We start from the raw sequence: 22,999 nt of genomic DNA on the forward strand, positions 1-22,999 counted from the left end.
GGGGGTTGACAGCCCCCAGCCCTATCCTCATAATCTCGCTTCTTTCGGCGAATTAGCTCAGTTGGTTAGAGCGACGGAATCATAATCCGCAGGTCCGGGGTTCGAGTCCCTGATTCGCCACCAGTTGCAAGAAAAAGCCGCTGATCCACAAGGTCAGCGGCTTTTTTGTTTTGGCTTTCCAAACAGCAACTTCAAGGAGGTTTCTTGATGACGTTCCGCACTGCCACGCTCGCCGTGGCCACCGCTTCCATCACATTTCTGGGCGCTGCGTCCGCGCTCACCGTCAACGCTCAAACACCGCCCGACAGCCAGTGGCGCGCCAGTCCGATCACGCTTTCGACGTTGCTGCAGGACGGCTACAAAATCGTCGCGGTAGTGAACCGTGCCCACGGCGATGCCGGCTCCGCCGATACGATTTTCGTCCAGCGCGATCAGAGCGCCTTCAAATGCATCGATCCGCAGCAACCGGAACCGAAAACGAAAACGCCGGCCGTATCAGCCGCCTGCTTCGAATTGGTCCAGCCGTCGGGCGCGGCGGCAGCCTCCGAAGTCAAGTAGCCGAGCGCTCGCGGCAGTCAGCGCTCTACACTCTCACTCGCGAGCGCAGCCGGCTTCATGCATGGCAACCGTCGGCAGACTCAGTTCAGCCGGCGGGGCTTCACCGATCCACCAACCGGCTCAGGTTACCGCGCACCCGTTGCAGCAACCCGATGAGTTGCTTCGCCTCTTCGTCGGTAAAACCGTTCAGCGCTTCGAGCGCGACTTCATCGCCCACTTTGCGCGCCTTGCCGAGCGTGCGCTCGGCCTTCGGCGTCATGCGCACCTGGCGCTCGCGGCGATCCTGCGGATTGGCCGTGCGCTCGATCCAGCCGCCCTCCTCCATGCGGTCCAGCAAGCGCCCCGCCGAAATCGGCGCGACTTCGAGCAGATCCGCGAGCCGCGCCTGATTGACGTCGCCGTAATGGGCGAGGTTGGCCAGCACGCGGCATTGCGCGCGCGTCAAATCGACCGATGACTTCGCGAGATCGTCGAAACGCTTGCCCGTCAGCCGGCCGACGTCGGAAATCAGAAAGCCGAAACGTTCTTCGAGTTGGGTTGTCATGCGCGGATTATACGAAAGGCTTGGGTCTGTCATCGTCGACACGGACGCAATTCGGGCTCGGCATAATTCCTGGTGGGCGCACGCCCGTGCAGCCGATATACTAAGCATGCTTATTATATCGAAGACCCCACTCCCCATGTCCTCCGACTCCCCGCCGACGAGCGCCGCCGCGCCGCTCAACCGGCCGATGATCACCGTCTCGATCATGCTCGCGACGCTGATCCAGACGCTCGACAGCACCATCGCCAACGTCGCGTTGCCGCACATGCAGGGCACGCTGTCCGCGTCGCAGGATGAGATCACATGGGTGCTGACTTCGTACATCGTCGCCGCCGCGATCGCCACGCCACTCACCGGCTGGCTCTCCGACCGGCTGAGCGTCAAGCGACTGCTGATCTTCGCGATCGGCGGCTTTACGGTCGCCTCGGCGCTGTGCGGACTGTCGGAAACACTCGCGCAGATCGTGGCGTCGCGCTTGCTGCAGGGGATTTTCGGCGCCTCGCTGGTACCGCTGTCGCAATCCATCCTGCTCGACATCAATCCCCGCGAAAAACAGGGCCAGGCGATGGCGGTGTGGGGCATGGGCGTGATGGTCGGGCCGATTCTCGGGCCGACGCTCGGCGGCTGGCTCACCGATAGCTACAACTGGCGCTGGGTGTTTTTCATCAACGTGCCGATCGGCGCGTTCGCCCTGTTCGGCGTGGCGACCTTCCTGCCCTCGCGTGAACCGAAGCACGATGCGAAGTTCGATGCGTTCGGCTTCGCCACCCTGGGTCTGGCCATCGGCGCGCTGCAGGCAATGCTCGACCGCGGCGAGCAACTCGACTGGTTCGGCTCGCATGAGATTGTCATCGAGGCACTCGTCGCGGCGATCAGCTTCGCGTTCTTCCTCGTGCATACGGCGACGGCCGGCAAGAAATCGTTCTTCAAATACGAGTTGCTGAGGGACCCGAATTTCGCCACCGGCACGTTGTTCATTTTCGTGATCGGCGCGGTGATGTATGCGACGCGCGCGTTACTGCCGCCGATGCTGCAAAACCTGATGAACTATCCGGTCGCGACCACGGGTCTGGTCACCGCGCCAAGCGGCGCGGGAACGATGGTCGCAATGCTGTTCGCCGGGCGGCTATTGAAGCGGGTCGATGCGCGGCTGTTGCTGCTCGCCGGCTTCCTGATCTCAGCGTTCGCGCTATGGCAGATGATGCATTACACGATCGTGCTGTCGGAGTCGGATATCGTCTGGCCCGGCGTGATTCAGGGTTTCGGCCTGGGCCTTGTGTTCGTGCCACTGAGCGCGCTGACCTTCTCGACGCTGACGCCCCAACTGCGCGCGGACGGCACAGCGACGTACAGCCTGATGCGCAATATCGGCAGCAGTATCGGCATCTCGATCGTGCAGACGCTGATGACGCGCAACACGCAGGTGTCCCACGCGGATCTCGCGGCGAATATCACGCCCTTCAATCCGGCGATCCAGCCGATGCTCAACAGCGGCTCGAACTACGGCATGGCGGCGCTGAACGCGTCGATCACACAGCAGGCGTCGATGATCGCCTATCTGAACGACTTCAAGCTGATGTTCGTGGCGACACTGCTGGTCATTCCACTGCTGCTGTTGATCCGGCCGGCGCACCACGCGCCGGATGCGTCGGTGGCGCACGCTGCGATGGACTAGCAAAGGTTAGTCGAACGAGGCGCGCGGCGCGTTCGCTCCGTGCTCACCCTTCGATTCTTCCGCGCGTCACGCCCAGCAATCCCGCCATCGCCTCTCGCGCCGCGGCGGCATCACGGTCACGGATCGCTTCGAACACGGCCGTGTGCTCGGCCAGCGACGCGTTGAACACGTCCGCGCGTTTCGCATTCAGCCGTAACTGCGCTTCGAGCGTGCGCTCGATCAGCGTGCCGAGCGGAATCAGTAACTCATTGCTGCATGCCGTCAGCACACTCAAATGGAACTGCAGATCGGCACGCACCCATTCATCGACATTGCGCGCGCCGACCATCGACGCGTGTGCCGCCGCCAGCGCATTGAAGGTGTCGTCCGTGTGCGAGGCCGCCGCGAGACCCGCTGCGTACGGCTCGATCATCTCGCGCATTTCCTGCAGCTTGAGCGCGAATGCCATCGGTTCCGCAACGCGCGAGTACCAGTCGAGCACGTCGACATCGAGCAGATTCCACGCGTGTTTCGGCCGTACCCGCGTGCCCACCCGTGGCCGCGATTCGATCAGCCCTTTCGACGTCAGCGTGCGCAGCGCCTCGCGTAACACCGTGCGGCTTACGCCGAAGGTGTCCATCAACTCCGCCTCGCGCGGCAGGATCGAGTCGGGCGCATAGTCGCCGCGCAGAATCGCGGTCGCCAGCAGATGGGCGACGCGCCCATGCAAATCGTGCTGAATAGCTTTCTCCAAACGGCCTTGCGGCGCTGTTGATATCGGGACTGAGACCGAACGACCGCGATTATCCGGTATCTCGACCGGCACACCGACCGCTTCGATTCCGTCCCGCGATGACCAACATTTGCCAGATAGTACTATTAATAGTACTTAAGCGAGCTTTTGTTGTAGCATGTGAATCCTCGAAATATTCCGCATGGGACCCGAGTAAGGAGACGCACACCATGAAAATCACCAAGCTTGAAACCTTCATCGTTCCGCCGCGCTGGTGCTTCCTCAAGATCGAGACCGACGAAGGCCTCGTCGGCTGGGGCGAACCGGTGGTCGAAGGCCGCGCGCACACGGTGGCGGCCGCCGTCGAGGAACTGTCCGACTATCTGATCGGCAAAGACCCGCTCCTGATCGAAGACCACTGGCAGGTGATGTACCGCGCGGGGTTCTACCGCGGCGGCCCGATCACCATGAGCGCAATCGCCGGCGTCGACCAGGCGCTGTGGGACATCAAGGGCAAGCATCATGGCGTGCCGATTCATGCGCTGCTCGGCGGCCAGGTGCGCGACAAGATCAAGGTGTATTCGTGGATCGGCGGCGACCGTCCGAGCGACGTCGCGAACAATGCGCGCGCCGTGGTCGAGCGCGGCTTCAAGGCGGTGAAGATGAACGGTTCGGAAGAACTGCAGATCATCGACACGTTCGACAAGGTGCAAGGCGTCATCAACAACGTCGCCGCTGTACGCGAAGCGGTCGGGCCGAACATCGGCATCGGCGTGGACTTCCACGGCCGCGTGCATAAGCCGATGGCGAAAGTGCTGGCGAAAGAACTCGATCCGTACAAGCTGCTCTTCATCGAAGAGCCGGTGCTCTCGGAAAACGCGGAAGCCTTGCGCGACATCGTCAATCAGACCAACACGCCGATCGCTTTGGGCGAACGTCTTTATTCGCGCTGGGACTTCAAGCACATCCTGTCGGGTGGCTACGTCGACATCATCCAGCCGGACGCGTCGCACGCGGGCGGGATCACCGAGTGCCGCAAGATCGCGTCGATGGCCGAAGCGTACGACGTCGCGCTCGCACTGCACTGCCCGCTCGGTCCGATCGCGCTGGCCACTTGCCTGCAGATCGATGCGGTCAGCTACAACGCGTTCATCCAGGAGCAGAGCCTGGGCATTCACTACAACAAGGGCAACGACCTGCTCGACTACATCAGGAACCCCGACGTCTTCAAATACGAAGACGGCTTCGTGTCGATTCCGCAAGGCCCGGGCCTTGGTATCGAAGTCAACGAAGAGAAGGTGCGCGAGATGGCGAAGGTCGGCCACCGCTGGCGCAATCCGGTGTGGCGCCATGAGGACGGCAGCGTCGCCGAATGGTGATTGCGTAACTGCGTGATTGCGTGACGGAGCGCCGCCTGCGGGCGGCGTTTTGTTTTGCACGGCGCTGAGGCTTCTTTCAAAGCGCTTCGTGGCCCTCAGCGCGTTACGGTGGCGTGACGCGCGCCGTCGCAGTTACGTAACATCCCGGACCACAAAGATCGGAAAACGCCTTTCCACGCTCTCGCACAACCTCCTCGCGTATCGCGCAAAGCCTTACTCAAAAAGGCTTTCAAGCCGTTTGTTCGGCATCAGACATACGCATGGCAAGCTCTTTGCTCAAATGCATTCAAATGACAAATGCATCGGGGACCATCATGGGCGAATTCCTTCCTGACTATCTGATCCGCGAACAAGCCGCCGTCGGCGCGCTGGTGGTGTTCGGCGTGCTTCGCATCATCGGCGCGGCGCTCGCCTATGAGCGCGGCTGGCGCATCTCGGTGGTTGAGAAATGCTTTATCGGCGCTGCGGTGCTTTACTGCGTGCCGCAACTCTTCGACCTGCTGACGCAGCTCTACGGTTCACGTGCCGCGAGCGCGGAACTCGAGGGCAAAGTAGCGGGCTGCGCGATCGCGCTCTTCTGCGCGCCGATCCTCGGGCATCGACTCGGCTTCGAGTAATCACCGAATCATCGGCTTTATCGACCGGGTGCTGACTATGCGATTGCGAAAGAGGCCCGCGCGCCCCGCAAAACCCGCTTTCCACGCAGGCGACGTCCTGACGCTCAAGTCCGGCGGACATCCAATGACGGCCACCTGGAGCGGGCCGGTGCTGTTCGCGCCGGGCAACTGGCTGATCTGCCAATGGTTCAGCGACGCGGGCGAATTGCAGCAGGAAATGTTTCCGGAGGAGACGCTGGAACGGGCGCACAACGCGCTCGCTGCCTAAAGAGCAGTAACGGATCTGCTGGCCACCGCCAGGCGACCGTGTGTGTTGCGCCGCACGCTTTTGCTGTGCGGCGTTTTTTTTTGCCTGCCCACTCGACCGAGCCCAATCACTCTGCAATTCCATGAAATCGCAAGTGCCTCGCGCACCGGCGACGAAAAGCCACATACAGAATGGATTAATTCATTTGAAGACGAGCGCGTATCCACCTATATTGAGACACAAATAACACGGCGCCAATGACGGTTGCCGTCCTTCATATGTATATTCAATAAAGGCGATAAATGAGCAATACAATTCGTATTCCTTAAACCAAACTTCCGGCCGCTTCCACTCGCGACATGATTCGCGATCATCCGCTATGGGCAGCGGCAGAATTTTTCTTGCTCGACATTAAATCGGAGATAAATCGGCCGAAAAGCAGACCTTTCCATACTCATAGCTTCAATATCACCCCTTTATTCAAATTTTATTATCAGCCAGACCGGAAACATCACCCGGTCTATTAAAACATGTCAAAGGAATGTAGCTATGCGAAATAAATTCCACCTTAATATTATCGGATTGCTAGCCGTCGCAGTTACATGGGCAATACAAAGCATCAACCCGGCAATCGCAAGTAGCAATAGCACTACATCTCAATCGCTCACCTTTCCGAACCAAATAGACAACCAGATCGTCCGACTCCCTCAAGATATCGATCTTTTCAAAAAACTCGGGACCAATCACAGCGCGACGGTCACTTTCAATCCAGAGCAGGATTATGAAAAAATATCAATCCTATTTTCTAAAATTTCGCTACCAGCGGGAGCTTATTTACAGATCATTCCCTCCAGGACCGAAAAACCAATCACCTACAATTACCCGGAATTTTACAACCGCACAGGAAACGGGAGTTTCGAAAGCGATCCGGTCCCAGCCGGCGGCGTGACCGTCCGCCTTGTCTATCCAAAAGGGCATAAAGTCCCCTTCAATGGCAAGGCAGACATCATTGGTTATCGACTAATAAAGGATCCCGCTCGAGCCGCCCAAACCAATATGCGCACTGGAACTGTAGGTAGCATTATCGGGCAAAATCAAATGAAACAGGCAGTTTGCTATCAGGAGATCAACCCCAGTTTTTACCAACGCAGTCTCGCTGTAGCAACCGCTAATGGCGGAGACGGAACCGGGTGGAACATAGCTGGAGATGGACCTTATATGATGACCAATCACCACGTGGCAGGTGATGTTGGTCCTAAAAGACATTCCCTGAGTTACAACTATGAGTCGCCTACTTGCAATCCTGCCGCAGATTCGCAAAACAGCCTGACAATCAAAACGGAATCCGTGATCGCCTCTGGCGGAGGAGGTAATGAAAATGACTGGTCAATCTATAAGGTTGACGAACTCGCATGGCAAGAGGCAGGGATTGTCCCATTTTTTGGTAACCTCTGGATGGACACTTCCCATTCAACCTCATCCCAGCTTAATAAGCTACCGCTCTTTTTACCCCAACATCCGTGGGGAGCAGTAAAAAGAATAACCCATTTGCATGACGATGGAAATTCGTGTGCAGTAACGAAAGTTAATACCGACAACCAGGGTCAGCCTCTTTCATTGGCATACAATTGTGATACAGACGGCGGCTCATCAGGCTCACCGGTTTTATCGCAGCAAAGCTACGGCGTTATTGCCGAACATTATGCTGGCGCAACGAGTTATAACATTGGGATTGATATCAGCCACATATACCGCAGCATTGCCCCTACATTTCCCGATGCCAACCGGCAAGACAAATCTATATTGGGAAAGGGGAAAGTCCTTGTCTTTAATTCGACAATTGTGCCCTATATGCCGGCTGAAATTTCGCTCAATCTGCAGCAATCCCTGGACTTGAAGGCGCTAGACGATTCACGTCTGGTCAACTATGGAATGTATTATCTATTCAAGGCCAAGGGCCGTGGATCCGACGGCGAGATTAAAACCGTCAACGCACGCCTGAGCCCGTCCAATGATAAATCTGCAGGCGTCCAGAAAATCACCATTTCAGTCCTGTCGGAAGATAATCCCGGCCTGACACCCGAGCTACTTTCCGGATGGATGGCGTTCTATGTCAATGATTACAACGGCGGGGGAAATCTGGCAAATCTGGTCGTGCCTTTCACATTCGATGAATACGATCCATTTGTGTCGCCCTTCTCCCCTGACACACAGGTACCGGCGTACACGGTGACAGCCGAACAGCAGGCAACCAGCGATCAGATCCAGCCTGTTGCCAGCAATTTCGGCTTCACGGCGGTAAGAACCGGTCAGGGACCAATGACCCTCGTGACAAATAGCACGGGATATAGCGCGCTTAAAGTACAGGTAAAGGATGAGAACGGACGAGTTGATATCATCAAATTGCGCGGCCAACGAAAAACCACATGTTCCCCGAATCTGCGCCAAATGAATGATTATACCGGTTGCGGCTCAAGCCCAAAGCCCGCTACGCTGATTGTGACCTACCAGAATGACGACAATCCGGACTTGCCAAAAGGGCATCGCTATCAAGGAATTTTTCCCGTCCAGACACAAAGAGATACTGTCAGCGAACCGATGTTGATAAATATCGATGTAAAAATCTAACTCAGATGCAAGCTGGCACACCGAAAACCCGAAAAATGGAAAATCCGGCATTACTCTGATTCGCCGCACTATCTTCACTTTCAGGTGGCAAAAGCGGGTTTGCCATTCGGGCGTGTAGAACTTCGTCGCCACGGAGGTCTATCGAAGCCGGTACAGATCGATGCCCGGCTATTGTCGCACCATGTAGGCAGTTCAGAGTCTCAAGCTGAAAAGAAGCCGTAACGGAACTGCCGGCCACGACTATACATCCGCGTGTAGTTGCGCCGCACGCTTTTGCTGTGCGGCGCTTTTTATGTCGAAACGAAGGACGCGGCGGTCCATCCGCGTGCGCTTCCTTGCCAGCGCTTCGCCGTCCGCGCGCGCGGGCACTCCCCATGCTCACTCAACCCAGCGCCGCGAATGCCGGCACGCTATGCGACAGCACCGCCGCCGCGACGAACACGCCGATCATCGCGAGCGCTTCCAGATACAGCACGTTGACGAAGGTATGCGCGTCCATCGTCGAGGCCGTGCGACGCAAGCGCGGCAGCGCCGAGAAGCGGTTGAGGCCCCCAAGCACGAACGCGAGCCCAACCAGCGCGAGCTTCAGCATCAGCACGTGGCCCCAGGTGCTCATCTCGATCGCGTCGAACGAGCCGCCCGACCCGCGCACGGCATTGAATATGCCGGTGAGCAGCACGAACCCAACCGCCACCACCGATACATTCGACACCTGCGTCGCCGTACGGATCAACATCCCACGTGCGGTCGACGTGCCGAGCGCGGGCAATACCGAGAGCCCCGCCGCCATCGCCAGTCCGCCCCAGACGCTCGTGACCAGCACATGCAGCGTCTGCATCCCGATCGCCGCCGAGGCCGCCCCGGCGTCGGCCGCATGCCCGAGCGACGCCTTGCCCGCCGCGATCGCGATCACCGCGAGCCACAGCAGCGCATTGCGCAGCTTGCCCGTATGACTGGCCATCGCCGTGCCCAGCAACACCAGCGCGCCGGCAAACGCCACGCTCCAGCCGTAACCAGCATGGGTTTGCGTCAATACAGTCGGTATTACGCCAATCGCGGACGACAATGGGACGCCGCTCATCGACGCCGCCTGATACAACAGCCAGCCGAGGTCCGCCAGGACCAGCACGAGCGTGGCCGTCAACATCGATCGTTGCGCGCGCAACCACGCGGGCCGCGCCGGCGCGATCTTGGCCTGCGCGTCCTTGGCAAGCCATGCGCCGAGCAACGCCGACCCGACCGCAAACGCAAACGCGACATTCATGAGCGCGGCCATGGCGACCTGCCCGATCCACAGTCCGTCGATGTTCATTTGACGATGAACGCGAAGTCGCCTTGAGTACGGTGGCCGTCCGTGGCAACCGCGACCCAGTGCACCGCGTAGCGGCCCGCCGTCAACTGCGGCAGCGCCAGGTGCATCACCTTTGCGTCACTTGTGTCGACTTGCGACGCAGCCGGTGCGGCGGGCTTGCCGCTCGCGTCGCTCAGATCGATCTTGCTGAAAGCGGGCTCGAGCGGTTCGGTGAAATGGATCGTCACTTCAGTGGGCGCAGTCACTTCGGCGTTCGCCGCCGGCTCGCTCGACATCATATGGGCATGCGCGAAAGCCGTGGACGTCATCGCCAGCGCCGCGGCGCCGAGCGCCAACGCACGCAGCGCCGGACGGGAAAAATTGAATAGCTTCATGGAAGGCCGATAGCTTGTGGAAAGTAAAACGGTGAACGTTGAGCCAGGCGGCGCGGGCGTCGGACCGACGCCCGCGCGCCCGGAAGTGTACGCTTCGATGGCCGGCGCGCGCGTCGGTTCAACCTGCTTTGTTATGCAAGCCGACGAAAGCGACACGTGCGCCCGCCATCCCGCGGACAAAATCGAGATGGCCGGCCCGCTTGCCGGACGGTGGCGCGCGTCAAACTGTCGCATGGCTGTGACAGCTGGAACCTTCTCTAATGTGGCAAATAGTCACCATCAGCCTTCGATGATAGAATGCTGCGTCGCCGCAGCGCCGGCTGCCCTTCACACCGAGCCGCTCGAAGTTCGGTCAGGTCCCCGATTTTGATGGAGTTACGCGTGTCTTCAAGACGCATTTTCCGCCCGTTGCTTGCCCTTCTGCTGATCGGCTCCGCGGGTGTCTATAGCGCTGCGAAAGCGCAGACTCAACCGAAGGCCCCCGATACGATGGAAGCGCGCGTGCAAGGTTGCACGGCCTGCCACGGCTCGCATGGCCAAGGTACCGACAACGACTACTTCCCGCGTCTGGCGGGCAAGCCGGCCGACTATCTGTACAACCAGTTGCAGAACTTCCGCGAAGGGCGCCGCAAGTACCCGCCAATGAATTACCTCGTCACGTATCTCTCGGACGACTACCTTCATCAGATCGCCACGTACTTCTCGCAGCAACGTCCACCGTACCCCACGCCGGCCAAGCCGACCGTGTCGGCGGCCATCGTTGCGCGCGGCCAGCAGATCGTGCTGCACGGCGACGCCTCGAAACAGATTCCGGCCTGCGCGGCCTGTCACGGCAAGGCGCTGACCGGCATGGAACCCGCTATTCCGGGCCTGGTCGGCCTGCATGCTGATTACATCAGCGCGCAGTTGGGCGCATGGCGTTCGGGTTCGCGCCACGCGATCGCACCTGATTGCATGCATACCATCGCCACGCGTCTGACCGATGACGACGTGAACGCCGTCGCGGCATGGCTTTCCACGCAAACGGCTCCACAAAACCCCGTGCCGGCTCCGGCCCGCTCGATGAAGACTCCGCTTGCCTGCGGCAGCGAACCGCAATAAGGCACCGGGAGAGACACTCAAATGAAACGCAAGTCTTTGTTCGCCCTCTCGGCAGTCGTCGTCGTTGCGGCTGCCGCACTCGTTCCCGTCCTGTGGTCGGGCGGCGACAACCTGCATAACGGTACGGCTATGGCGGCAACGCCCGCCGACCAGGTCGCGCTGATCAAGAAGGGCGAGTACCTCGCCCGCGCCGGCGACTGTATCGCCTGCCACACGGTGCGCGGCGGCAAGCAGTTCGCCGGCGGCCTGCCGATGGCTACACCGTTCGGCACGATGTTCACGCCGAACATCACGCCTGACGACCAGTACGGTATCGGCAAGTGGACGCAAGACGACTTCTACCGCGCGATGCACACGGGCCGCTCGAAAGATGGCAGCCTGCTGTACCCGGGCTTCCCGTTCACGAGCTACACGAAGGTCACGCGCCCCGACTCGGACGCGATCTACGCGTACCTGCGCTCGGTCACGCCGGTCAATGTGCCGAGCCGCCCGCACGAACTGAAATTCCCGTTCAATCAGCGCAACATGCTGATCGGCTGGCGCACGCTGTTCTTCCGTGAAGGCGAGTACAAGGCCGATCCGACCAAATCGGTCGAATGGAACCGCGGCGCGTACCTGATCGAAGGCCTCGGCCACTGCGGCATGTGCCATACGTCGATCAACGCCATGGGCGGCCCGGTCAGCTCGGCTGCGTTTGCCGGCGGATTGATCCCGCTGCAGAACTGGTACGCACCGTCGTTGACGTCGAACAAGGAAGCCGGCCTCGGCGACTGGGATACCAAAGACATCGCCGATCTGCTGAAGACCGGCGTGTCGAACCGCGGCGCGGTGTTCGGTCCGATGGCTGAAGTGGTTCACAACAGCCTGCAGTACATGTCGGACGAAGACATCAACGCGATGGCCACGTACCTGAAGACGATTCCGCAGAAGAGCGAAGCACCGGAACCGCTGCAGCTCGAAACCTCGGAAAAGTTTGGTGGCGAACTGTTGAAGCAAGGTCAGAAGATCTACGCCGACAACTGCGCGAAGTGCCACGAGGCGAACGGTCTCGGCATGCCGCCGGCCTTCCCGCCGCTCGCGAACAACCAGTCGATCCAGATGCCGTCGGCGGTCAACCCGATCCGTATGGTGCTGAACGGCGGTTATCCGCCGAGCACGGACGCCAACCCGCATCCGTACGGCATGCCGCCGTTCGCGCAGGCACTGTCGAACACGGAAGTGGCCGCTGTCGTGACGTACATTCGTATGTCGTGGGGCAATCACGGTACGGCAGTGTCGCCGCAGCAAGTGTCTGATCTGCGTTCGGCGCCGCTCGACTAAGCGACGTTGGATGCACCGGGGGGCGCGGCCAGCGAAACTCGCAGCCGCGCCCTTCGTTTTTGCAGGACCGGTATCATGTGGGGATAAACCCTTATGAAACCGCGCAGGAGGAAAGAGCCGTGCATGTCGGTGAGCGTTTCAACAGCATTACCCACCTCGTCGGCGCCGTGCTGTCGGTGGCGGGGCTTGCGGCGCTCGTGACAATGGGCGCGCTGCACGGCGACGCGTACAAGGTGGTGAGCTTCAGCGTGTACGGTGCGATGCTGTTCGTGCTGTATGCTATCTCGACGCTTTACCACAGCGTGCGCAACCCGCGCGTGAAAGCCGTTCTGCAAAAGTGCGATCATTCGGCGATCTACCTGCTAATCGCCGGCAGCTATACGCCGTTCGCGCTTGTCACATTGCGTGGACCGTGGGGCTGGTCGCTATTCGGCGTAAGCTGGGGGCTTGCCGCTCTCGGCATCGTGCAGGAACTGACGCTCGGGCGACGCACCCGCAGCGTTTCGATGGTGCTGTATGTCTTGATGGGATGGCTCGCGCTCGTTGCCGTCCGCCCGCTGGTTCAAGCCTTACCGGCAGCGGGTACCGCCTGGCTCGTGGCCGGCGGGGTCATCTACAGCGCCGGCATCTACTTCTTCATCAACGACGAGCGCATCCGGCACGGACATGGTATCTGGCACCTGTTCGTACTGGCGGGCAGTCTGTGTCAATTCGTCAGTGTTGCGCGCTATGTCGCGTGACATCCCACGGCGGCGAAATGCAACTTAAGGCCAGTCAACGTGTCTGCATAGCGCGTTGAAGCATTCGGCACGCGTTTCCCGCGTGCCGCCGATTTCTCTGCGACCGGAACTGGGCTTCGGCCTCGAACGCGCCATGCGGGCGTGTTCATGTCGTGCTTGTGCCTGTTTGAGCCCGCCTGGGCCCGATCAGGCCCATGTGTGCCGTTCGCGAAACTGCATTGCAAAGAGCTTTTATGTCTTTTGATTCCCTCGGCTTGTCCGAACCGTTGGTCCGCGCTGTACACGAACTCGGCTACACCACGCCGACTCCGATCCAGACGCAAGCAATCCCCGCCGTGCTCAACGGCGGCGACCTGCTGGCCGGCGCGCAGACCGGCACCGGCAAGACCGCCGGCTTCACGCTGCCGATCCTGCAGCGCCTGAACACCATGCCCGCTGCCACCACGGCCTCGGGCAAGCGCGTCGTACGCGCGCTGATCCTCACGCCGACGCGTGAGCTGGCCGCGCAGGTCGAAGAAAGTGTGCGCGCCTACGGCAAATACCTGAAGCTGAAGTCGACCGTGATGTTCGGCGGCGTCGGCATCAATCCGCAGATCGGCGCACTGCGCAGCGGCGTGGACATCGTCGTCGCGACGCCGGGCCGTTTGCTCGACCACATGCAGCAGAAGACCATCGATCTGTCGCATCTCGAGATTCTCGTGCTCGACGAAGCGGACCGTATGCTCGACATGGGCTTCATCCACGATATCAAGCGCGTGCTCGCGAAGCTGCCGCCGAAGCGTCAAAACCTGCTGTTCTCGGCCACCTTCTCCGACGAGATCAAGACCCTCGCCGACAATCTGCTCGACTCGCCGGCGCTGATCGAAGTCGCACGCCGCAACACCACGGCTGAACTCGTCGCACAGAAGATTCACCCGGTCGATCGCGACAAGAAGCGCGAACTGCTCACGCACCTGATCAAGCAGCACAACTGGTTCCAGGTGCTGGTGTTCACGCGCACCAAGCACGGCGCGAACCGCCTTGCCGAGCAGTTGACCAAAGACGGCATCAGCGCGTTGGCGATTCACGGCAACAAGAGCCAGTCGGCCCGTACGCGTGCGCTGGCGGAGTTCAAGGACGCCACGCTGCAGGTGCTGGTCGCCACCGACATCGCCGCACGCGGCATCGATATCGACCAGTTGCCGCACGTGATCAACTACGATCTGCCGAACGTGCCGGAAGACTACGTGCACCGTATCGGCCGCACGGGTCGCGCCGGCGCGACGGGCGAGGCGATCTCGCTGGTGTGCGTGGACGAACTGCAATTGCTGAAGGACATCGAGAAGCTGATCAAGCGCCAGGTGCCGCAGGAAGTCATCGCCGGTTTCGAGCCGGATCCGACGGCCAAGCCGGAGCCGATTCTGCGCCGTGGCCAGGGCGGCGGTGGTGGCGGCGGCGGCGGTGGCCGTCAGCCGCGTCAGGGCCAAGGTTCGCCGAAGCGTGATGGCGCGTCTTCTGCAAAACCGGCGCAACGTTCGGGTCAACGTCCGGCCAATGGTCAGCAGCAGCCGAAGTCGCAAGGTGCGAAGCCGGCCGGCAACGGCGGTCAGCCACGCCGCGACGGTCAGCGTCATGACGATCGGCCGCGTGCGGCCACGCATGAAGGCAGCGCCGCGCAGCATGCACCGCGCAAGCCCCAGGCCAACAAGCCGCAAGGCGGCAATCAGGGTGCCTTGCTGGGCGGCACGAAGCCGCGCAACGACGCGCCGCGTGGCGGCCAGCCGACGCGCAGCGGACAGCGCGGCCGTTAAGCATCCGCGGCCCGCTCGCCAGCCGGCGTCCTTGACTAACGGCTAGCCGCAGCGGCGGCTTGCTTCAGGTGCTCGATCTGCTGTTCCCATCGATCGAGCACCGCCTTTCCCTCCCCCTCCAGTTCGAACGTAATGCCGCTTGTGAGGCGCGCATAACGCACGCTTTGCGCCTCCCCGGTATCGATCGAGCCAATCAGGTACACGAGGCCGCTGTCATCGCCTGCCACGCCTGCTAGCGGCGTCAAGCGCAACTGCACCTGATAGAACGCCTCGTCGCAGACGAACGTCAGCGCGGCCCGGCCGCTTTGCGCAATCACGTGCGCGGCCCGAGCTTGCGGCCACAACGCGATGCAGAGCGAGCGCGAATCAGGCGCGTACAACTCGCCGACGCCGAGCAGCGAGGTGCGCAAGTGGCCGTTCGCATCGACGGTGAGCAGCGACGCGGTGAAACCCGTTTTGCTCGCCAGCGACGAACCGTCGAATAACGTGCGGACAGCGTCGGGCCATTCGTCGAACACGTTCTGTTCGAGCGGACGTTTGGGTGCGGGGAAATCGCTCATCGTGTCGATCCGGTCAGTAGTACGTTGCAAGGGTGGCAAAGAGCAATCATGCCTCGAAAAATAAATGGCCCGCACAAGCGGGCCATTCGTTTTCATCGCAGTACGCGAGAGACTCAGCGAAAGAACACATGCTGCGTGATCTTCGCGAGCGGGTAATGCACGCCCGGCTGAATCCTGGCAGGCAGATCGAGTGGCTTGAGCAGCATCTTCACACACATGTCCGCCGACAGATTGCGCCGCACCAGTGCATTGATGCGTGCCGCACGTTCGCGGTTATAGGCCGAATCGTGCACGCGCTCCGGGTAGCGGACGGCGAAGACATGGCGCAACGCGATCTCCGAGTCTTCGTTCTTGATCTCCATCACGCGGCGCATCAAGGCGCCGAGCACGGCGAGACGGCCGTTACCCTCGATCTTGTTGTACTTCTTGAAGAACTTGAAAAAGTGCTTGTAGTGACGGACTTCGTCGGTGCGGATGTTGTCGGTAATCTCCTTGAGCACCGGTTCGTCCGAACATTCGCCGATCGCACGATACAGCGTTGCGGTGCCCGTTTCCACCACACAGCGGGCGACCATCTCAAGTGCACGGGTCTTTTCGAAGTCTTCGAACGAGCAGGTCAGCGAATACTCCTCCATGAAATTCCGGAACGCAGTGTCCCAGTCGAACTCAGGCCAGACGTAGGCGATGTACGTCTTCAGCGCCCGGCCGTGCTGCATCTCTTCCGGCTCCCATTCCTTGTTGAGCCACGCCGAGACTTCCGGGTCGCCGTCGAAAAAAGTGCTCAGATTGCTGGTGTAAAGATCCGTGCCGCTTTCGATAAACGAAGCGGCGCACAGCAGCAGCAGCAGATCTTCGTTAGCGACGGCCTTCTGGCGATCTATGCGGGTAAGGTCGATATCCTCGATCCGCCAGGGCATCACATGGTTCAGCTCAGTGTGCATCGTGTCTTTGCTCCGAAAGCTGTATCGACGGGTGGAGCATGCTCGAAACCGCCCGCTCTCGCCGGGACGGTCAGCCGTGTCTGATACAGCGCCTTGAATTAGAGTTAACCCCTTGTATCTTGCATCTTAGCCGGTGTTTCACAACTCTGCAGATAACCCAGCACAGACCGTGCCGAACGGCCGCAGTTCCAATTCCAAGGTAGTCGAAATATTCAGTCAGTAAGAAAAGGCGCACCGGCAGAGCAAAAAAAAACCAGCTCAGGGAGCTGGCTTGTGCGTGAAGGCATTGCCTGAAGTCAGACGCGGCAAGAATGGCCCGCGCGAGCGAACAACGGCCACCGGCCGTGCCGTCAGGCGGGTTGGACTCCTCCCACTTGCCGAACGCGACGCATGCGCCACGCGACCACGGCGAGGGACAACCCCGACAGCAAGGAGGCGATCAACACGTAGTAACTTGGCGCGAGCTTGTCACCGGTCAAGTGAATGAACGTCACGACAATTGTCGGCGCAAAGCCGCCGAAGATCGTCACGCCGAGGCTGTAGCCGATTGAAAGACCGGTGGAGCGCACCTGCGTCGGGAATATCTCGGACATCAGCGCGGGCATCGGTCCGGAGTAAGCCGCCTTGAAAATGCCGGCTGTGGCTTGCAACAGCATCAGCCAGCCGATCGTCGGGTGGGTTTGCAGCCACGCGAACATCGGATAGATCAGCACGCTCATCAGAACGGACGTCGTGAGCATGATGCGAATCCGGCCGATGCGGTCGGACAATGCCCCCATCACGGGCGACAGCAGGAACTGCAAGCCGCCGTTGAGCACCACCACACCGAACGACGCTGCCGCCGGCAAGTGCAACTGCTTGACTGCATACATCGGCATGTAGAGTTGCAGGACGTATACGCCGACCGTGGATTGCGCGACGATGCCCACGGCCAGCAGCAAATTCACCCACTGGCTGGAAAACGACGCACCCACCTCCTTGGACGTGTCGTTACGCTTGCGCGCGATCTCGCGCGCTTCGCGCATCGCGAGAAACTCCGGCGTCTCGTCGAGATGCGAACGGATGTAGTAGCCGACCGGCCCGACCAGCAGACCGAACACGAACGGCAGGCGCCAGCCCCAGCTATTGAGTTGCTCGGGCGGCATCCACGCGGTCAGCAGCGAACCAAAGGCCGCCGCGGTGATCGCAGCCAGCCCCTGACTGGCGAACTGCCAGCTCGCGTAATAGCCGCGGCGCGACGCGCTGTGTTCGACCATGAACGCCGTCGCGCTGCCGAACTCGCCGCCCACCGCGAAGCCCTGCACAAGCCGCGCGAGCAGGATCAGCACGGGCGCCGCAATGCCGATCGACGCATACGGGGGAACTACCGCCATCGTGAAGGTGCCGACCATCATCAGCGCGATGGCGAGCGTGAGCGCCGCCTTACGGCCCTTGCGGTCGCCGTAGACGCCCAGCACGATAGCGCCCAACGGCCGCATCAGGAACGAGAGGCCGAAGGTGGCGATGGCGAGCAGCGTCGAGAGCCACTCGTCCTGCATCGGGAAGAACTGTTTCGCGATGATCGAGGCGAAGTAGCCGTAGACCAGAAAGTCGAACCATTCGAGCGCATTGCCGACTGACGACGAAAACACGATACGCCGCACCATCGCTTTGGAAAGCGGCGCGGGCGTCGAATGAGGGGAAGCTGTCGCGGAGTGCGACGCGGGGGTGTTCATGGTGTCTCCTGCCTTGCCGGATGTTTAATAGTTGATTTGCTTAACGTGCTCGAGATGCGGAATGCCCTCAATGCACTTGTCCCGCGCGATGCCGGCTCTTGCTCGCGGTCTGCCTGGTTGCGCGCGATGCCTTGCCCTGGTCCCGGCGATGTGCCGCGGCAATGCGTGATGCGTCGTCCGCAGATTCGGCAAAACGCGGCGCCCAAGCGGCGCCGCGTTTTGCAGGGAACGCCTAGAACCCGGCTGCCAGCCCGTCGCGACGGCTGTCGCTCGCCGCCACGTAGCCACGGTCCGGATCGTTGCCGTCGAGCTTCCAGATGTACTGGCCGGAGCCGAAGTCCATGTACGGATCGTCGACCGACTTGATCGTGTGGCCCAGCTTCTGCAACGCTGCAGCGGTCTTCGGATCGAGCGTCGATTCGATGTCGATCGTGAAGTCGCGGTTGACCTTCCAGCGCGGCGCGTCGCATGCGGCCTGCGGCTGCTGGCCGTAGTCGAGCATCCGCACGATCGATTGCAGATGGCCTTGCGGCTGCATGTCGCCGCCCATCACGCCGAAGCTCATCACCGCTTCCTGCTTGCCGTCCACCTGCTGCGTCAGGAACGACGGGATGATCGTATGGAACGGCCGCTTGCCGCCTTCCACCACGTTCGGCGACTTCGGGTCCATCGAGAAACCGCAGCCGCGGTTCTGCATCGCGATGCCGCTGTCCGGCACGACGATACCCGAGCCGAAGCCCATGTAGTTCGACTGGATGAAGCTGACCATCATGCCGCGCTCGTCCGCCACCGACATGTAGATCGTGCCGCCGGCCTTCGGCATGCCGAAGTCGAACTTCGTGGCGCGTTTGTGATCGATCAATTTGGCGCGCGACGTGAGATACGCGTCGTCGAGCATCTGCTCGGGCGTGACTTCCATCGAACGCGGATCGGCGACATAGCGGTAGACGTCGGCGAACGCCAGCTTCATCGCTTCGATCTGCAAATGCTGCGACTCGACGTTGTCGACGGCCAGCTCTTTCACATCGAATTTTTCGAGGATGCCGAGCGCGATCAGCGCCGCGATGCCCTGGCCGTTCGGCGGAATCTCGTGCACCGTGTAGCCGCGATAATCCTTGCCGATCGGCTCGACCCAATCCGCGCGGTAATTGCGCAGATCGTCGAGCGTCAGCGCGCCGCCGCCTTCGCGCGCAAACGCGGCGATCTGCTCGGCGATCTCGCCTTCGTAATAGGCGCGCGGACCTTGTTCCGCGAGCTTGCGCAACGTCTTCGCGTGACCTGGAAAGCGCATCAGTTCGCTGACTTCCGGCGCGCGGCCGCGCGGCATGAAGGTTTGTGCGAAGCCTGGCAGGTCTTTCAGTTCCGGCACCGCCGCCGCCCACTTGTACGCGACGATACTCGCCACCGCGTGGCCACGCTCGGCGATTTCGATCGCCGGCTCCATCAGATCGGCGAACGGCAGCGAGCCGAATTTCTGATGCAACGCTTCCCAGCCCGCGATCACGCCCGGAACCGTCACCGCGTCCCAGCCGCGCTTGGGCTGCTTCGCCAGACCGTTTTCCTCGCCGTACTTGCGCTTGAAGTAATCGACGTTCCAGGCCGCCGGCGATACGCCGGAGGCATTCAGGCCATGCAGCTTCCTGCCGTCCCACACCAGCGCGAACGCATCGCCGCCCAGGCCGCACGACACCGGTTCCACAACCGTGATGGCGGCGGCCGCCGCGATCGCCGCATCGACGGCATTGCCGCCTTTCCACAGCATCCGCAGGCCGGCTTGTGCGGCGAGCGGATGCGAAGTCGAAACGATGTTGCGCGCGAATACAGGCAGACGCGGCGTCGGGTAGGGGTTTTGCCAGTTGAAGCCAGTCATGTCGAACACTCTCGAAAGCGCGGCCCGGCTTTGGGAAGACGCCGGAAACCATGGGGAACAGGTGAAACGGGTAACCTCGGATTGCAGCGCGATCCGGTCCAAAAAACAAATTCATTTATCAAATGAATAAATGCATAAATGACCTGAATGCGTCCGCGTCGACGTGATGCGTGTCGCGCGCGTTGGCAGACAAGACGTGCGATGGTCTTACAATACGCTCACCTCGTTCACGCATGACTCGTTTTCCGGCGCAGTGCGGCGCGCCGGTGGCGGGCAGCGCCGATAAAATCCCACGACCCGAGACACATGACCCGAGACCCCCGCCTGACTCTCAACGCCCGGCAACAGGAACTGCTGGAGTGGGTGCAACGCGACGGCTTCGTGACCGTGGACGACCTCGCGGCCCACTTCGACGTGACGCCGCAGACGATCCGCCGCGACGTCAACTGGCTGGCGGACATGAACCTGCTGCGCCGCTACCACGGCGGCGCCAGCCTGCCGACCAGTTCAGAGAACGTCTCCTACACTGCGCGTCAGCGGATGTTCCATGAAGAGAAGCGGCGCATTGCGGCGCTAGTGGCGACTCACATTCCCGATCAGGCGTCGCTCTTCATCAACCTGGGCACCACCACCGAAGAAGTGGCGCGCGCGCTCAACCGGCATCGCGGCTTGCGGGTGATCACCAACAATCTGAACGTCGCCAGCATGATGAGCGGCTACCCGGATTGCGAGGTGCTGGTGACAGGCGGCATCGTGCGGCCGTGGGACAAAGGCATTGTCGGTGAACTGGCGATCGACTTCATCCGGCAGTTCAAGGTGGACTTCGCGATCATCGGTACATCGAGCATCGAAACGGATGGGACGCTGCGCGACTTCGACACCCGGGAAGTACGGGTGGCCGAAGCAATCATCCAGCACGCGCGCACCGTCTTCCTCGCCGCCGACAACTCCAAATTCGGCCGCCCTGCGCTCGTCCGCCAGGGGCACCTCGATCAGATCGACGCGCTTTTCACCGACGCCCCGCCGCCCGCCGAAATGGTTGAAACGCTCGCCGCCGCCAGCTGCCAGGTGTATATCGCGGAGTAACCCCAGGTCTTCTCCGCCATGTTGCAGTGCACGCCAAACTTCGCGTGAAATCAAGGATCTGGCCGCTGCTCCAAACCGCCTCTGCGGGCCTCGATTGTCAACGGGAAAATTTACTGGGGCCGAGTTGGTGTTTAACGGACGTTTGACTAGACTCCAGTTCCCCGGCGTCCTTTCCGCGTGACGCGGAGTGCCGGTAGTGTGAAGTGAACCTGTCGTGATAGCCGTACCTCCCGCCTGATCCTTTAGCGGACTTCACTGGCATCTGGCCAGTCGCCGGCAAGGCCGTCCGCGTTAGCCTGACATGGAGAGAACGATGCTGAGTCCGCATGAATTCGCCACGTTGTTGCTCGTCAAGGACGCTCCCAACCAAGTCGACATGGAGCGAGAAGAACTCGACGCCCTGCTGGAACGCCAGCTTGTGCAACTCGAACGGCTCGCGTCGGGCAACGAACAATGGCGCGTGACCGAATCCGGCGACAACGCGCTTCGAGCCATCAAACGGCTCTCTTAATACGTTGGGCTGTGCAGCCGCGTCCGGCGGCATGACGGCGGGTCGCACAGTGGCTGTTTCGCGCGCCGCCGTCTCCGCAAAACTGCAGCAGATTCTTTTGCCTGAGGCTCAGGCGCCGCGCGAGCGGCGCTTTGTTGTGCCCAACTCATTTACAAAGTAAATTGGCGCGACGGACTTTCTGCCCTCGCGCATGCCAAAAACGCTTTCTTCCGACGACATTCAGCAATTCCGCGAAACCATGCGGCGCATTGCCGAGCACGCGTTCGCCACGCGAGGCGCCCAAGGCGTGACGATGCGCGAACTGGCGAAGGAGCTGGGTTGCAGCGCGATGACGCCGTATCGCTACTTCCGCGACAAGGACGAAATCCTCGCGATGGTGCGCGCCGCCGCCTTCACCCGCTTCGCGGCGCGGCTCGAAGCAGCGGCGAAACATGCTTCCGAGGACGACCACGCCGCCGTCAGCGACGCCTACGTCGCGTTTGCGCTCGACGAACCCCACGCCTACCGTTTGATGTTCGATCTGACGCAGCAGCAAGGCGCCTACCCGGAACTCACCGCCGCTTCGCAACGTGCCTGGCAGATGCTTGGGGCGCATTTCGAGGGGCTCGTTGCCGCAGGCATTCTGGAAGGCGATCCGCAATTGATTGGCTATGCATACTGGGCGAGCCTGCACGGCTTCACGATGTTGGCGCTCGCCAATCAGCTGCCCTTGCCGCAGGCGCAACACGCCGCGACGAGCAACGCGCCGACGCGCGAAGCCGTGTTCGCGCAGATTCGCCGAATGCTGTGGCGGGGGGCCCAGCCTCAGCGCAGCTAGCGCCGCGTCAGGCTATTTAACTCACTCAACACGAACAGCCCGGCGGGACGCGCCGGACGAAGCGAACCGAACGCGAAACTCAGCCCGCGCGCAAGGTCGGATCGACCGCCGCGCGCCAGCTCAGCGCCTTGGCCCGTTGATCGGTGAAGAATGTGACCCACTGATTGCGCACTTGCGGATCGGTATTCGCGCCTTGGCTCGTGTAGCGCTGCGCGATTGCCGTCTGGAAGGCGCAGTAATCTTCTTTCGACAACCTGCCGCGCCGATTCGCTACATACGCATCGAACAGCGTCGCGTAGACGCCTTGCGCGTCTTTACCGTAGTCGACCGTCTGGGCACTGCACATCTGCTGCAACGATGCGAACGAGGGCGCACCCATCGTCCCGTTCAAACTCGGCGAGCTGATGCATCCCGTCAGGAGCGCTGCGGCGCCGATTATCCAAAGTCCACGCATGAATTCACCTCGAAATGGCCACTGCCGAGAGTATCGTCCGTGGCCACG

Annotated in this window: 22 protein-coding genes and 1 tRNA gene; 14 read left to right on the forward strand and 9 right to left on the reverse strand. The window is 61.1% G+C overall.

Going from position 1 to position 22,999, the window contains the following annotated elements:
* Window positions 1-46 precede the first annotated feature (46 nt).
* Window positions 47-123 (forward strand) — tRNA-Met (locus ACAX43_RS06295).
* An 84-nt stretch (window positions 124-207) separates the two neighbouring features.
* A complete protein-coding gene (locus tag ACAX43_RS06300) occupies window positions 208-558 on the forward strand; it encodes a hypothetical protein (protein ID WP_370707542.1) in 351 nt (116 codons plus the stop codon).
* 100 nt (window positions 559-658) lie between these two features.
* On the opposite strand, the gene ACAX43_RS06305 is transcribed toward ACAX43_RS06300, so the two are convergent.
* The gene (locus ACAX43_RS06305) at window positions 659-1,102 is read right to left on the reverse strand and encodes a MarR family winged helix-turn-helix transcriptional regulator (RefSeq protein ID WP_370707543.1); all 444 of its coding nucleotides are present in this window, start codon (window positions 1,100-1,102) and stop codon (window positions 659-661) included.
* 136 nt (window positions 1,103-1,238) lie between these two features.
* Here ACAX43_RS06305 and ACAX43_RS06310 point away from each other — a divergent pair, with 136 nt between their 5' ends.
* Window positions 1,239-2,777: a DHA2 family efflux MFS transporter permease subunit gene (locus ACAX43_RS06310; RefSeq protein ID WP_370707544.1), complete on the forward strand. Its 1,539-nt coding sequence runs from the start codon at window positions 1,239-1,241 to the stop codon at window positions 2,775-2,777.
* 43 nt (window positions 2,778-2,820) lie between these two features.
* Here ACAX43_RS06310 and ACAX43_RS06315 read toward each other — a convergent pair whose 3' ends face one another.
* Window positions 2,821-3,510: a FadR/GntR family transcriptional regulator gene (locus tag ACAX43_RS06315; RefSeq protein ID WP_370707545.1), complete on the reverse strand. Its 690-nt coding sequence runs from the start codon at window positions 3,508-3,510 to the stop codon at window positions 2,821-2,823.
* Between the two features lie 209 nt (window positions 3,511-3,719).
* Between ACAX43_RS06315 and dgoD the strand changes: the two genes are divergently transcribed.
* From dgoD to ACAX43_RS06335, 4 genes are all read left to right on the forward strand, one after another.
* Entirely contained in the window at window positions 3,720-4,868 is a 1,149-nt protein-coding gene (gene dgoD, locus ACAX43_RS06320) for a galactonate dehydratase (protein WP_370707546.1), read from the forward strand.
* Window positions 4,869-5,182: 314 nt separating this feature from the next.
* Window positions 5,183-5,485, forward strand: a complete 303-nt coding sequence (locus ACAX43_RS06325; protein ID WP_370707740.1) for a hypothetical protein — start codon at window positions 5,183-5,185, stop codon at window positions 5,483-5,485.
* Window positions 5,486-5,522: 37 nt separating this feature from the next.
* Entirely contained in the window at window positions 5,523-5,753 is a 231-nt protein-coding gene (locus ACAX43_RS06330; protein WP_370707547.1) for a YodC family protein, read from the forward strand.
* A gap of 528 nt (window positions 5,754-6,281) precedes the next feature.
* The gene (locus ACAX43_RS06335) at window positions 6,282-8,360 is read left to right on the forward strand and encodes a serine protease (RefSeq protein ID WP_370707548.1); all 2,079 of its coding nucleotides are present in this window, start codon (window positions 6,282-6,284) and stop codon (window positions 8,358-8,360) included.
* A gap of 382 nt (window positions 8,361-8,742) precedes the next feature.
* On the opposite strand, the gene ACAX43_RS06340 is transcribed toward ACAX43_RS06335, so the two are convergent.
* Together ACAX43_RS06340 and copC are read right to left on the reverse strand one after the other, a co-directional pair.
* Window positions 8,743-9,672, reverse strand: a complete 930-nt coding sequence (locus tag ACAX43_RS06340) for a CopD family protein (RefSeq protein WP_370707549.1) — start codon at window positions 9,670-9,672, stop codon at window positions 8,743-8,745.
* Complete coding sequence (copC, locus tag ACAX43_RS06345) at window positions 9,669-10,046, reverse strand: copper homeostasis periplasmic binding protein CopC (RefSeq protein ID WP_370707550.1); 378 nt, start codon at window positions 10,044-10,046, stop codon at window positions 9,669-9,671. Before copC ends, ACAX43_RS06340 begins: the two co-directional genes overlap by 4 nt.
* Before the next feature lie 369 nt (window positions 10,047-10,415).
* On the opposite strand from copC, the gene ACAX43_RS06350 reads away from it, so the two are divergent.
* From ACAX43_RS06350 to ACAX43_RS06365, 4 genes are all read left to right on the forward strand, one after another.
* Window positions 10,416-11,147, forward strand: a complete 732-nt coding sequence (locus tag ACAX43_RS06350; RefSeq protein WP_370707551.1) for a cytochrome c — start codon at window positions 10,416-10,418, stop codon at window positions 11,145-11,147.
* 21 nt (window positions 11,148-11,168) lie between these two features.
* The gene (locus tag ACAX43_RS06355) at window positions 11,169-12,467 is read left to right on the forward strand and encodes a cytochrome c (protein WP_370707552.1); all 1,299 of its coding nucleotides are present in this window, start codon (window positions 11,169-11,171) and stop codon (window positions 12,465-12,467) included.
* A 119-nt stretch (window positions 12,468-12,586) separates the two neighbouring features.
* The gene (locus ACAX43_RS06360; protein ID WP_370707553.1) at window positions 12,587-13,207 is read left to right on the forward strand and encodes a hemolysin III family protein; all 621 of its coding nucleotides are present in this window, start codon (window positions 12,587-12,589) and stop codon (window positions 13,205-13,207) included.
* 233 nt (window positions 13,208-13,440) lie between these two features.
* Window positions 13,441-14,997 carry a DEAD/DEAH box helicase gene (locus ACAX43_RS06365; RefSeq protein WP_370707554.1) on the forward strand — a complete coding sequence of 519 codons (1,557 nt, stop codon included), beginning with the start codon at window positions 13,441-13,443 and terminating at the stop codon, window positions 14,995-14,997.
* A gap of 35 nt (window positions 14,998-15,032) precedes the next feature.
* Here ACAX43_RS06365 and ACAX43_RS06370 read toward each other — a convergent pair whose 3' ends face one another.
* The 4 genes from ACAX43_RS06370 to ggt form a co-directional block, all read right to left on the reverse strand.
* Entirely contained in the window at window positions 15,033-15,557 is a 525-nt protein-coding gene (locus tag ACAX43_RS06370) for a hypothetical protein (RefSeq protein WP_370707555.1), read from the reverse strand.
* A gap of 113 nt (window positions 15,558-15,670) precedes the next feature.
* Window positions 15,671-16,498: a ferritin-like domain-containing protein gene (locus tag ACAX43_RS06375; RefSeq protein ID WP_370707556.1), complete on the reverse strand. Its 828-nt coding sequence runs from the start codon at window positions 16,496-16,498 to the stop codon at window positions 15,671-15,673.
* A gap of 350 nt (window positions 16,499-16,848) precedes the next feature.
* Window positions 16,849-18,213: an MFS transporter gene (locus ACAX43_RS06380; RefSeq protein WP_370707557.1), complete on the reverse strand. Its 1,365-nt coding sequence runs from the start codon at window positions 18,211-18,213 to the stop codon at window positions 16,849-16,851.
* A 232-nt stretch (window positions 18,214-18,445) separates the two neighbouring features.
* Window positions 18,446-20,083 carry a gamma-glutamyltransferase gene (ggt, locus tag ACAX43_RS06385; RefSeq protein WP_370707558.1) on the reverse strand — a complete coding sequence of 546 codons (1,638 nt, stop codon included), beginning with the start codon at window positions 20,081-20,083 and terminating at the stop codon, window positions 18,446-18,448.
* A 306-nt stretch (window positions 20,084-20,389) separates the two neighbouring features.
* Between ggt and ACAX43_RS06390 the strand changes: the two genes are divergently transcribed.
* The 3 genes from ACAX43_RS06390 to ACAX43_RS06400 all read left to right on the forward strand — a co-directional run bounded on the left by ACAX43_RS06390 (window position 20,390) and on the right by ACAX43_RS06400 (window position 22,497).
* The gene (locus ACAX43_RS06390; protein WP_370707559.1) at window positions 20,390-21,169 is read left to right on the forward strand and encodes a DeoR/GlpR family DNA-binding transcription regulator; all 780 of its coding nucleotides are present in this window, start codon (window positions 20,390-20,392) and stop codon (window positions 21,167-21,169) included.
* 313 nt (window positions 21,170-21,482) lie between these two features.
* The gene (locus tag ACAX43_RS06395) at window positions 21,483-21,680 is read left to right on the forward strand and encodes a hypothetical protein (protein ID WP_132373180.1); all 198 of its coding nucleotides are present in this window, start codon (window positions 21,483-21,485) and stop codon (window positions 21,678-21,680) included.
* Window positions 21,681-21,870: 190 nt separating this feature from the next.
* The gene (locus tag ACAX43_RS06400; protein WP_370707560.1) at window positions 21,871-22,497 is read left to right on the forward strand and encodes a TetR/AcrR family transcriptional regulator; all 627 of its coding nucleotides are present in this window, start codon (window positions 21,871-21,873) and stop codon (window positions 22,495-22,497) included.
* Between the two features lie 79 nt (window positions 22,498-22,576).
* Here the strand turns inward: ACAX43_RS06400 and ACAX43_RS06405 are convergent, their stop codons facing one another.
* A complete protein-coding gene (locus tag ACAX43_RS06405; protein ID WP_370707561.1) occupies window positions 22,577-22,951 on the reverse strand; it encodes a hypothetical protein in 375 nt (124 codons plus the stop codon).
* Window positions 22,952-22,999 lie beyond the last annotated feature (48 nt).

The organism is Paraburkholderia sp. IW21 (assembly GCF_041321145.1).
GTDB lineage: Bacteria > Pseudomonadota > Gammaproteobacteria > Burkholderiales > Burkholderiaceae > Paraburkholderia.

Bases quoted from the DNA above. Each gene is read 5' to 3' on its own strand.
- ACAX43_RS06335 (WP_370707548.1), top strand. From the start codon at position 6,282: ATGCGAAATAAATTCCACCTTAATATTATCGGATTGCTAGCCGTCGCA.
- ACAX43_RS06350 (WP_370707551.1), top strand. From the start codon at position 10,416: ATGGAGTTACGCGTGTCTTCAAGACGCATTTTCCGCCCGTTGCTTGCC.
- dgoD (WP_370707546.1), top strand. From the start codon at position 3,720: ATGAAAATCACCAAGCTTGAAACCTTCATCGTTCCGCCGCGCTGGTGC.
- ACAX43_RS06370 (WP_370707555.1), bottom strand. From the start codon at position 15,557: ATGAGCGATTTCCCCGCACCCAAACGTCCGCTCGAACAGAACGTGTTC.
- ACAX43_RS06330 (WP_370707547.1), top strand. From the start codon at position 5,523: ATGCGATTGCGAAAGAGGCCCGCGCGCCCCGCAAAACCCGCTTTCCAC.
- copC (WP_370707550.1), bottom strand. From the start codon at position 10,046: ATGAAGCTATTCAATTTTTCCCGTCCGGCGCTGCGTGCGTTGGCGCTC.
- ACAX43_RS06375 (WP_370707556.1), bottom strand. From the start codon at position 16,498: ATGCACACTGAGCTGAACCATGTGATGCCCTGGCGGATCGAGGATATC.
- ACAX43_RS06405 (WP_370707561.1), bottom strand. From the start codon at position 22,951: ATGCGTGGACTTTGGATAATCGGCGCCGCAGCGCTCCTGACGGGATGC.
- ACAX43_RS06325 (WP_370707740.1), top strand. From the start codon at position 5,183: ATGGGCGAATTCCTTCCTGACTATCTGATCCGCGAACAAGCCGCCGTC.
- ggt (WP_370707558.1), bottom strand. From the start codon at position 20,083: ATGACTGGCTTCAACTGGCAAAACCCCTACCCGACGCCGCGTCTGCCT.
- ACAX43_RS06365 (WP_370707554.1), top strand. From the start codon at position 13,441: ATGTCTTTTGATTCCCTCGGCTTGTCCGAACCGTTGGTCCGCGCTGTA.
- ACAX43_RS06310 (WP_370707544.1), top strand. From the start codon at position 1,239: ATGTCCTCCGACTCCCCGCCGACGAGCGCCGCCGCGCCGCTCAACCGG.
- ACAX43_RS06300 (WP_370707542.1), top strand. From the start codon at position 208: ATGACGTTCCGCACTGCCACGCTCGCCGTGGCCACCGCTTCCATCACA.
- ACAX43_RS06355 (WP_370707552.1), top strand. From the start codon at position 11,169: ATGAAACGCAAGTCTTTGTTCGCCCTCTCGGCAGTCGTCGTCGTTGCG.
- ACAX43_RS06395 (WP_132373180.1), top strand. From the start codon at position 21,483: ATGCTGAGTCCGCATGAATTCGCCACGTTGTTGCTCGTCAAGGACGCT.
- ACAX43_RS06380 (WP_370707557.1), bottom strand. From the start codon at position 18,213: ATGAACACCCCCGCGTCGCACTCCGCGACAGCTTCCCCTCATTCGACG.
- ACAX43_RS06390 (WP_370707559.1), top strand. From the start codon at position 20,390: ATGACCCGAGACCCCCGCCTGACTCTCAACGCCCGGCAACAGGAACTG.
- ACAX43_RS06340 (WP_370707549.1), bottom strand. From the start codon at position 9,672: ATGAACATCGACGGACTGTGGATCGGGCAGGTCGCCATGGCCGCGCTC.
- ACAX43_RS06400 (WP_370707560.1), top strand. From the start codon at position 21,871: ATGCCAAAAACGCTTTCTTCCGACGACATTCAGCAATTCCGCGAAACC.
- ACAX43_RS06305 (WP_370707543.1), bottom strand. From the start codon at position 1,102: ATGACAACCCAACTCGAAGAACGTTTCGGCTTTCTGATTTCCGACGTC.